The following is a 10525-nucleotide window of genomic DNA, read 5'->3' as shown; positions in this document are numbered from 1 at the left end:
CCGCTGTATGGGAGCCGCAATGACGCACCTCCGTACCGAGCGCACCAGAGCGAGAAGACTGTTCACGGCCTTCGCCCTCGCCGCCGTCCTCCTCCTGCCCACCACCCCGGGCGGGGCGGCGGCGGCCACCGGGGCGCGGCCCGCCGCGCACCACGGCGGCTCCGGCACCCCGCACGGCTTCGCCTCGCTGGCGGGCGGCACCACCGGGGGCAGGGGCGGCGAGGTGGTCACCGTGACCGACCAGGCGGGCCTGGAGAAGTACGCCGGTGCGGAGGAGCCCTACGTCATCCGGGTGGCCGGCTCGATCGCGGTCGAACCCTTCGGCGCCGACATCGACGTGGCGTCGGACAAGACCATCGTCGGGGCCGGCGACACCGGTGAGATCGTCCACGGCGAACTCCACCTGAACCCCGGCACCAGCAACGTCATCATCCGCAACCTCACCATCCGCGACTCCTACGTGGAAGGTGACTGGGACGGGAAGACCAGCGACTTCGACGCGATCCAGATGGACTCGGCCGACCACGTCTGGATCGACCACAACCGGCTGACGCACATGGGCGACGGACTGCTGGACATCCGCAAGGACAGCCAGTACATCACCGTCTCGTACAACCACTTCGACAGCCACAACAAGGCGCTCGGCATCGGCTGGACCGAGAACGTCACCACACAGATCACGATCGACCACAACTGGTTCAGCGGCACGAAACAGCGCAACCCCTCCGCCGACAACTGCGCCTACGCCCACCTCTACAACAACTACCTCTCCGCGCAGGTAGCGGACGGGGACCCGCTGTGGACGTACGGGAACTGGGCGCGCGGCGCCACGAAGATGGTCATCGAGAACAGCTACTACCGGGACGTCCAGCATCCCTTCCAGGCCGACACCACGGCCGAACTGGTCCAGCGCGGATCGGTCCTGAAGAACACCACGGGCCGCACCGACACCTGGGGCGCCGCCTTCGAACCGCGTGACTTCTACCCGTACACGCTGGACCGCGCGGCCGACGTACCGAAGCTCGTGACCCGGAACTCGGGCCCGCAGAAGTACATCGGCGCTGCGCCGCACCGCACACACCACTGACCTCCCCCCACGTACGCGTACAGATCCGAGAGAGAAGAGCCGACATGAACATCTCGAAGACGCTCCGGGGGCGTGCCGCGACCGCGGTGTCCCTCACCGCGGTCCTGGCCCTCGCCGCCACCGGCTGTGGCGACGACGGAAGTGACACGGGCACGGAGGGCAGCGGGAAGGGCGAGATCACCTTCTGGGACAACAACGGCGGTCCACGCACCGCCATCTGGACCGAGATCATCAAGGACTTCGAGAAGAAGAACCCGGACATCAAGGTCAAGTACGTCCCGATCCCGATCGCCGACGTCCAGTCCAAGTACGACACGGCCATCGCCGGCGGCGGCCTGCCCGACGTGGGCGGCGTCGGCACCGCGTACCTGGCCAACATGGTGTCCCAGGAAGCCCTGGAGCCGGTCAACGACCGGCTGGAGAAGTCGTCGCTGAAGGGCAAGCTCGTCGAGAGCATGGCCGAGAGCGTCAGATCCGCCGCCGGCCGGGGCGACGACATGTACACCGTGCCGACCTCCGCGAACAACGGTGTGCTCTGGTACCGCACCGACCTGTTCGAGCAGGCAGGCCTGGAGGCGCCCACCACCTGGGCCAACTTCTACGCGTCCGCCGACAAGCTCACGGACGCGAAGGACAACAAGTTCGGCTACACCATCCGCGGTGGCGCCGGCTCCATCGCGCAGGCCCTGGACGCGGTCTACGGCCAGAGCGGCATCACGGAGTTCTGGGACGGCGAGAAGACGACCCTGAACGACCCGAAGAACGTCGCCGCGCTGGAGAAGTACGCGGGCCTCTTCAAGAAGACGACGCCGGCCGCCGACGTCAACAACGACTTCACCAAGATGGTCGCCCAGTGGGACACCGGCACCATCGGGATGCTCAGCCACAACCTGGGCTCCTACCAGGACCACCTGAAGGCGCTCGGCGAGGACAAGTTCGCCGGGATACCCGCCCCCATCGGGGACGGCGGCGCGCGCGTCCAGGTCTCCAACCCCGTCGACGGTCTCGGCCTGTTCCGGTCCAGCAAGAACAAGAACGCGGCCTGGAAGTTCATCGAGTTCGCGGCCTCGCACGAGTCGAACAGCAAGTGGAACAAGTCCGCGGGCGCCATCCCGGCGAACACCGAGGCGGCAAAGGACCCGTGGATCAACGAGTCCGAGCCGACCTCGCTCGCCGCGAAGGCCCTCACCGACGGTTCCACCAAGATCGTCGACCTGCCGTACTACCTGCCCGACTGGAACAACATCAGCAAGGCCGACAACGAGCCCGAGTTCCAGAAGCTGCTCCTCGGCAAGGTCACGGCCAAGGACTTCCTGGACAAGATGGCCGAAGAGCTGAACGCCTCCCAGAAGGAGTGGAAGGAGCTGGGCAACGGCTGACCCCGGCCGTCCCACCCCAGCCCCGCCCCCATTGACCGAGGGACCGGCGGCGGTCCGGGTCGCACCCCGCCGCCGGTCCCTCTCCCACGCACCACCTCCGACGCACCACCTCCGACGCACCACCTCTCCCACGCACCACCTCACGTTCGTCCTCCTCACGTTTGTCCTCCGAGAGAGGCAGTCATCCTGTGTCACTCACCCGTAGACAGACGGCAGCCGCGCTCCTCGCGCTGCCCCTCGCCCTCGGCGCCACCCCCGCACTCGCACACGGTGGCGGAGGGGGCAGGCCCCGGCCCAGGACGATCCACATCGCCGGCGACTCGACGGCGGCCCAGAAGTACGCCGACGCCGCGCCCGAGACCGGCTGGGGCATGGCCCTTCCCTTCTTCCTCGGCCGTACGCTCGACGTCGCCAACCATGCGGTGAACGGCCGGAGTTCCAAGAGCTTCATCGACGAGGGCCGTCTCACCGCCCTCCTGGACGGCGTCCGGCCGGGCGACGTCGTCCTGATCCAGTTCGGTCACAACGACGAGAAGACCGAGGACCCCGCCCGCGGCACCGACCCGTACACCACGTACCAGGAGTACCTGCGCCAGTACGTCGAGGGCGCCCGCTCCCGGCGCGCGGAGCCCGTGCTGATCACCCCGGTCGAACGCCGGCGCTTCGCCGAGGACGGCACCGCCAGGCCCACCCACGGGGAGTACCCCGCCGCGATGCGCGCCCTCGCGTCGGAGGAGCGTGTGACCCTGCTCGACATCCAGGCGCTGTCCCTCGCCCGCTGGCAGGAACTCGGCCCCGACGGGACCGAGGCCTACTTCAACTGGCTGGAGCCGGGCGAGTCGCCGAACTACCCCGACGGCAAGAAGGACAACACCCACTTCCGGCCCGCCGGGGCCGTGGACGTGGCCAGGACGACCGCCCGCGCCCTGCTGGACGGGCGTGTGCTCACCCCGCGCGACCTGCGCCGTCTCGACGAGCCGGTGCCCGGGACGTGGATCACCTGGCCGCAGGCCTGATCCGTCCGTCCCCGCTTCTCCGCTCCTCGCGCGTCGCCGCGCTGTTCACCCGCACCTTTCCGCGTACGACAGTTAAGGATCCGCCATGCCCGCACGCATGAGACACGTCCGCGCCACCGCCGTGGTGATGGGCTGCGCCTCGCTGGCCCTCGCAGTGACCCTCCCCGCCCAGGCGGCCCCCAAGCACCACGGCAAGGGGATCGAGCGCTCCGTTCTCCCGGCGGGTGACGGCTGGGCCTCCGCCGACGGCTCCACCACGGGCGGCGCGGCCGCCACCCCCGAGCACGTCTACACCGTGACCAACCGGGCCGAGCTCATCGCCGCCTTCGAGGAGGCCGGGGACGCGCCGAAGATCGTCAGGATCGCCGGCACCGTCCACGGCAACTCCGACGCCGCCGGCACCCCGATCGGCTGCGAGGCGTACCAGCAGGACGGCTACACCCTGGAGAAGTACCTCGCCGCCTACGACCCGGCCGTCTGGGGCACGGCCGACGTCCCGTCGGGCCCGCTGGAGGACGCCCGCGCCGCGTCCGCGAAGCTGCAGGCGGCCGCGGTCAACGTGAACGTCCCCTCCAACACCACGCTCGTCGGTGTCGGCAAGGACGCCACCGTCATCGGCGCCAGCCTCCAGGTCAAGAACGTCTCCAACGTCATCGTCCGCAACATCTCCTTCGAGGACACCTACGACTGCTTCCCCCAGTGGGACCCCACCGACGGTGACCAGGGAGCCTGGAACTCCGAGTACGACAACCTCGTCGTCTACGGATCCAGCCACGTCTGGGTCGACCACAACACCTTCAGCGACGGCGACCGCCCCGACGCGGACCAGCCCCACTACTTCGGGCAGATCTACCAGCAGCACGACGGCCTCTTCGACATCGTGCGCGGAGCCGACCTCGTCACCGTGTCGTGGAACGTCCTCAAGGACCACGACAAGACCATGCTCATCGGCAACAGCGACGGCGCCGGCGCGAGCGACCGCGGCAAGCTCCGCGTCACGCTGCACCACAACCTCTTCAAGGACGTGAAGGAGCGCGCGCCCCGCGTCCGCTTCGGCCAGGTCGACTCCTACAACAACCACTTCGTCGCGAGCAAGGGCGCCGCCTACGGCTACACGTACGGCATCGGCGCCGAGTCGAAGCTCGTCGCCGAGCACAACGCGTTCACCGTCCCCAAGGGCTTCGACAAGGCGACCATCCTCAAGAAGTGGTCCGAGTCCTCCCTCACGGCGGAGAACAACTACGTCAACGGGCGGAAGACCGACCTGATCGCCGTGCACAACGCGGGCGTGCCCACCGAGCAGCTCACCGAAGGCGCCGGCTGGACCCCGACGCTGCGCACGAAGGTCAGCCACCCGATCGCCGTCCCGCTGTTGGTGGGCCTGGGCGCCGGCGCCGGCAAGCCGTCGGTCCGCTGACCCACCCCCCCCGAACCGGCCGGAGCGGCACCGCACCCTTCCAACACCCCGGAAGGCGCCGCTCCGGCCTGCCTCTCCTCGCAAGCTCCGGCCTTCCTCTCCTCGCAAGGAGTACCGCCATGCCCAGCAGACGCAGTGCGCTGACCCTGCTCGCGGGTGCGGGCGCCGCCCTCACCCTCGGCACACCCGCCGCCCACGCCGGGCCCGCGCGCCCCCGCCCCTTCGGCCGCTACGGTTCGCCGTCGCGGCGGCTCGACGCCCTGACGCTGTACGTCGACCCGCACGGCAGGGGTGACCACACCGATGTCCAGTCCGCCGTGGACGCCGCATCCGGCACCGGCCACACCCTGGTGCTCGCCCCGGGCACCTACCGCGGCACGGTCCTCGTGAGCTCCGCCAGGGCGGAGCTCACGCTGATCGGCGCGAGCGGTGACCCTCGCGACACCGTCATCGTCCACGACAACGCGGCCGGTACGCCGAAGCCCGACGGATCCGGCAATCTCGGCACGAGCGGTTCCGCCACCGTCACCGTCCAGGCCGCCGGCTTCACCGCCCGCGACGTGACCTTCGCCAACGACTGGCTGCGCACCGACAACCCGGAGTACACGGGCACCCAGGCCGTCGCGATCAAGGTGCAGGGCGACCGTTCGGCGTTCCTCGGCTGCCGCTTCCTCGGCCACCAGGACACCCTGTACGCCGACACCCTCGCCCTCACCGCGTTCGCCCGGCAGTACTACCGCGACTGCTACGTTGAGGGGGACGTCGACTTCGTCTTCGGCCGCGCCACCGCCGTCTACGACCGCTGCCACTTCCGCACCCTGACGCGCACCGACCTGGCCTCGGCGCCGTACGGCTTCGTCTTCGCGCCCAGCACCGCCGGAGCCAACCCGCGCGGCTACCTGGTCCTGCGCTCCCGGATCACCAGCACCGCCCCCGACGCGTACTACAAGCTGGCACGCCCCTGGGTGCCCTCGTCCGACCTCACCGCGCACCCGATGCTGACCGTCCGCGACAGCCACCTCGGCGCGGGCATCGACGCGGTCACGCCGTACGGCACGATGTCCTCGGGCTTCCCCTGGCAGGAACAGCGCTTCGCCGAGTACCGCAACTCCGGTCCCGGCGCGCGCGTCACCGTCCCCGGCAACCGCCCGCAGCTGACCCCTTCCGAGGCCCGCGCGCACACGGTGGCCGGGCACCTGGGCGACTGGCGCCCGTACGCATGACGCCTGGGACCACCGGGCGGGTACTCCCGCCGGCCCGGCCCGCTGCCCGTCCCCACCGGCGCGGGCACGGGCCCCGCGCCGGTGGGGGCGCCTCCCGGCGCGGGGCTCCCTCACCTCTCCGTCACGCCACCCTGTGCACCGCGCGCGTCCCGCCGTCCAGGCTCACCGGGTGGTGGCGCAGCCCCGTCGGGGCCAGCCAGTCGAACGGCTGGTAGACCGCCGGGCCGAGACCCAGGCCCTCGGCCAGCTGCTCCCGCAGGCGGTTGGAGGCGAAGGCGCCGATGACGTTCATCTGGGCGTCCCGGTAGTGGCGCTCCACCTCGTGGCCCTGGGTCACGCCGAACGCGCCGTGGATCTGCACCGCCCGCTGTGTGATCTCCACGGCGAGCTCGGTGGCGTACACCTTGAGCATGCCGATCAGCTGTCGCGCCGGACTGCCCGAAGCGCGCTCACGCAGGGCCCGGCGCGCAAGAACCCGGGCCGCGTTCAACTGTGCCCGTGAGTCGGCCAGTTGAGCTTGGACCCCCTCCATGTGCGCCAGGGCGCGTCCGTAGGACACCCGTGCCTGGGCGTGGCGCACCGACGCCGTCAGTGCCGCCTCGGCGGTCGCGATCGCCGCGATCGACACCAGCAGCCAGCCCCACGTCATGCCGTCCGACAGCGCCTGGAACGGGACAGGGACGACGTCCGCCTCAGGGATGTACGCGTCCGAGAGGACCAGCCCGCCCCACGGCATCGCGCGCAGGCCCATGTGCGGGGTCTCGTAGCGCTGCACCCCCGGCTGGCGCAGGTTCACGAAGGCCAGGCACCAGTCGGGGCCGTCGTCCCCGGGGCCCTTGTCGCGGCGGGCCAGGGTGACGGCCAGGTCCGCGGTCGGGGCATTGGTGATACGGGACTTCTCGCCCCGTATGACATACCCGCCGTCGGGCCGGCCCGACGGGCGGACCGTGGTGCGGTAGGTGCTCGCGTCGCTGCCGGCCGTCGGCTCGACGATGCCGAAGCAGGCCGTCCCCTCGCCGGACAGCAGCGGGCGCAGCAGCCGCTCGTGGTCGCGGAGACTGCCGTATGTCGCGATCAGGCTGCCGCACAGCAGTGCGGACACCGTCGCGGACCAGTACGTGCCCGAACAGGCCCTGGCCAGCGCCTCCATGGCGTCGAACTGGGCGTCGGCGCCGGCGCCGGAGCCGCCGGCCTCCGCCGGATGGAACAGCCGCAGGTACCCGCTGTCGACCAGCTCATCCCAGTTCGCGGCCGGTATCCGGCCTTCGGTGTCGGTAGCCGCGGCCCGGGACGCGATGCCCGGGAAGGCCGGCGTGTCTTCTTCGGAGCGGGGTCGGTCGTTCATGGTCCTCACCTTCAGCCGAGTCCGAGCATGGAAGCCGCGACGACCGGGCGCAGCACCTGCGCGCCGCCGCCGGTGCGGGACAGGAACAGGGCGTCGCGGTGGGCCCGTTCGGCGAGGCCGTCGCCGGTCCCGGCGAGTGGCCCGGTCAGGCCGGCCGCCGCCCGGGTGACCCGGACCGCCGCGTCGGCGACGAACAGCCTTGCCGCGGCCGCCTCCTGGAGCGGGAGCGCGCCGCCGTCGTCGAGCCGGGCGGCGGTCTGGCGCAACAGGCCCTCGGCGAGTTCGACCTGGGTGGCGAGGTCGGCGAGCGCGAAGCGGGTGGCCTGGTCGTGGGTGAGCGGGCGGCCGAACAGCTCCCGGCCGCGCGCGGCCTCCAGGGCGTCCCGTGCCAGGGCGCGCATGACGCCGAGCCAGGGCGCACCGCAGTACACCCAGTCCAGCACCGCGAGCAGCGGCTCCACCTCGGCCGGGGCGCCCTCGACCGTGCCCAGGACCGACTCCTCGTCCACATGGGCTCCATCGAGCAGGAGGTGCCCCCACGGACAGGTGGGCATGGCCGCCGGTCCGCCCTCGGTGACCAGCAGGCCCGGGGTGGCCCTGTCCACCAGGAAGGTGGTGCGGCCGCCGCCCTGGTGTGCGGCGATCACCAGGAAGTGGTGGGCGACGGGCGCGCCCGCCACCAGATCCAGGCGGCCGGTCAGGAGCCAGCCGCCCTGCCCGGCGGGTGCGGGGCGCGCGGTGACGGCGGGGGCGACGGCGCCGCCGTGCGTCTGGCGCAGCGACAGCCCGCCGAACCACTCGCCGGAGGCCATGCGCGGCAGGTAGCGCTCGCGCTGGCGCGGCGTGCCATGGGCGCGCAGGGGGACGGTGGCCAGGACCGCGTGAACGGCCACGGCCAGGGCCAGCCCCGGATCGCGGGAGCCTTCGCCGAGCCCTTCGAGCAGGGCCAGTGCCTCGGCCGCGGTGCTGCCGCCGCCGCCCAGGGGCGCGGGCACCATGGGGCCGGCCAGGGACGGCCCGGGTCTCGCGCGTGCCAGTTCGGCGAACAGCGCGGGGTCCCAGATCCGTTCACGGTCACGTTCGGCCGTGGTCGGCCAGGCGAGACGGCCGGCCAGCTCACGGGAGCGTTCGAGCGGGCCGGCGCCGGTGGCCTCTTCCGGGTCCGTACGGAGTTCGGGCTGTGCGAGCACCATTGGATCTCCCCTCGTTCACGGGGCCTTCCCGGCCCCGGCGTGCACGGGTTTCGAAAAGGGCGTCCTTGAATTCGCGTACGTGGATTTCCCGGCCGGCGGCGGATTCATGAATGCGAGCCGTTGAAGGCGGGTCATGAAGGCGGGCCGTGGGGGAATGGAGTCACCATAGCCGGGTGGCGGCGGTCTCATTCGGTCCGGGGCGCCGATTTATCGGACGAATGAGCGAAGTTTTACGTAACTCGACGCCGTGTCATTCAGATTTCAGTGGCACCGACCTGTCCTGACGTTCCTTGGCGCGACTTGACACGACGTGCATTGCCCCAGCCCACCGGGTGCTTGCATCATTTTGTTCAGCGCTCCACGGCGTGCCGATCCAGGGAACGGTCCCCCCGTATTCCAGTGGCCGCCTATTCAGCAGCACGCCCGGGAACGGTCCGTCGAAAGGCCGTTCCGGAAAGCCTGGAAGAGAGGGAACGCACCATGGCAGTCACCCCCGCAGAGACAAGTCTTCCCGTACCGCCCCATCTGTCCGACGCCACACTGCGCGACTCCGCGCACATGGCGGGCGTCGAGTTCAAGTCCCACGACGCGGCCGAGATCGCCCGCCTCCTGGTCAGGACCGGCATCGATCTCGTCGAGGTCGGCATGATCTCGGGCCCCGGTTCCAAGGACGCCGCACTGATCGAGGCCACCCACGAGGCCATCGGTCCCGAGCGCAGCATGACGCTCGTCGTGGTCCGCGACCGCCATCAGGTGGCCACCGCCCTCGACGAGGCCGCACGCCTGGGTGTGCGCCACATCATGTACTCCATCCCCACCTCGGAGCAGCACGCGAAGCTCAAGCTGGACTCACCCAGCGCCAAGCTCCTGCACGTGGTGGCCCGTTCGGCGATATCCCAGGCCAAGGACCGCGGCTTCCACGTCACGTTCAGCGGCGAGGACGGTGCGCGCACGCCCGGGGAACGCCTGGTCCCGTACGTCGAGGCCGGCTTCGACGCCGGTGCGGACCGGTTCCGGCTCGCCGAGACCGTGGCGTACCTCTCGCCATGGCAGATGGAGAAGGTCATCTCCGACATCACCGCCATCGACGGCTCGGAGATCGAGATCCACTCGCACAACATGCTCGGCATGGCCGTGGCCAACTCCCTGGCCGCGGTACGCGCCGGCGCCCGCTGGATCTCCGCGACCGTCGGCGGCATAGGCGAGCGCGGCGGGAACGCTCCGCTCGCCGAACTGCTCACCGCACTGCGCGTGATCCACGACGACCGGCGCTTCGACCTGACCCATCTGACCGAGCTCTCCCGCCTCGCCCTGCGCGGCGCGGGCCTGGGCGAGGCCTTCCAGTCCGGCCCGACCACCCCGCACGCTTTCGCGTACGAGCTGCCCGGTCAGCTGCTCCACCCGGAGGCCTACGAAACACTCCCCGCCGAACTCGTGGGCAACACACGCGAGTTGAGAGTCAGAACCCGGCTCACCGGCGCCCTGGTTCGCTGGGCGCTCGACGACTCCGGGGTCGTCGTCGACATCGACGCCTTCACCCCCTGGCTCGTGACCCGGCAGGAAGCAGCGGGTGCCCCGCTGCTGGACCGTGACGCGATCCGCAAGGCCGCGGTCGACTTCCAGAACATCTGAGCCACCCCGTCCTCCTGTCACCCCCGTACCCGTAGAGGAGTCCACCCATGACCACCGCCACCCTGTCCGGTGTCTGCCCGGAGTGCGAGACCGGCCTCACCCTGCCGCCGATCCTCGTCGGCGAGACCCTGTCCTGCCCCGAGTGCATGCTGACGCTGCGTGTGGAGGCCATAGCCGACGGCAGGCTGACCCTGGAGATGGTCGAGGTCACCCTGCGCGACTGGGGTCAGTGA

The 10525-nt window shown here is 70.8% G+C and carries 8 protein-coding genes and 1 pseudogene; 7 read left to right on the top strand and 2 right to left on the bottom strand.

All coding sequences use genetic code 11. From position 1 onward, the window contains the following. Positions 1-7 precede the first annotated feature (7 nt). From HED23_RS24270 to HED23_RS24250, 5 genes and pseudogenes are all read left to right on the top strand, one after another. Positions 8-1060: pseudogene (locus HED23_RS24270) on the top strand (pectate lyase family protein); the annotation flags it as partial. Positions 1061-1131: 71 nt separating this feature from the next. Further along, entirely contained in the window at positions 1132-2466 is a 1335-nt protein-coding gene (locus tag HED23_RS24265; protein ID WP_203185501.1) for an ABC transporter substrate-binding protein, read from the top strand. A 188-nt stretch (positions 2467-2654) separates the two neighbouring features. After that, complete coding sequence (locus tag HED23_RS24260; RefSeq protein ID WP_203185500.1) at positions 2655-3482, top strand: rhamnogalacturonan acetylesterase; 828 nt, start codon at positions 2655-2657, stop codon at positions 3480-3482. 85 nt (positions 3483-3567) lie between these two features. Next, positions 3568-4899 (top strand): pectate lyase family protein, encoded by a 1332-nt coding sequence (locus HED23_RS24255; RefSeq protein ID WP_203185499.1) that lies wholly within the window; start codon positions 3568-3570, stop codon positions 4897-4899. Positions 4900-5018: 119 nt separating this feature from the next. After that, entirely contained in the window at positions 5019-6122 is a 1104-nt protein-coding gene (locus tag HED23_RS24250) for a pectinesterase family protein (RefSeq protein WP_203185498.1), read from the top strand. A gap of 121 nt (positions 6123-6243) precedes the next feature. Here HED23_RS24250 and HED23_RS24245 read toward each other — a convergent pair whose 3' ends face one another. After that, the gene (locus HED23_RS24245) at positions 6244-7467 is read right to left on the bottom strand and encodes an acyl-CoA dehydrogenase family protein (protein WP_203185497.1); all 1224 of its coding nucleotides are present in this window, start codon (positions 7465-7467) and stop codon (positions 6244-6246) included. Positions 7468-7478: 11 nt separating this feature from the next. Continuing rightward, complete coding sequence (locus tag HED23_RS24240; RefSeq protein WP_203185496.1) at positions 7479-8660, bottom strand: acyl-CoA dehydrogenase family protein; 1182 nt, start codon at positions 8658-8660, stop codon at positions 7479-7481. Between the two features lie 480 nt (positions 8661-9140). Between HED23_RS24240 and HED23_RS24235 the strand changes: the two genes are divergently transcribed. Then, positions 9141-10292 carry an isopropylmalate synthase gene (locus HED23_RS24235; protein ID WP_203185495.1) on the top strand — a complete coding sequence of 384 codons (1152 nt, stop codon included), beginning with the start codon at positions 9141-9143 and terminating at the stop codon, positions 10290-10292. A 47-nt stretch (positions 10293-10339) separates the two neighbouring features. Further along, the gene (locus HED23_RS24230; RefSeq protein WP_203185494.1) at positions 10340-10525 is read left to right on the top strand and encodes a lysine biosynthesis protein LysW; all 186 of its coding nucleotides are present in this window, start codon (positions 10340-10342) and stop codon (positions 10523-10525) included.

The sequence above is a fragment of the Streptomyces pratensis genome (genome assembly GCF_016804005.1).
Classification (GTDB): domain Bacteria; phylum Actinomycetota; class Actinomycetes; order Streptomycetales; family Streptomycetaceae; genus Streptomyces; species Streptomyces pratensis_A.
Note: the sequence above shows the minus strand (reverse complement) of the source record. Positions and strands in the feature narration are given on the sequence as shown.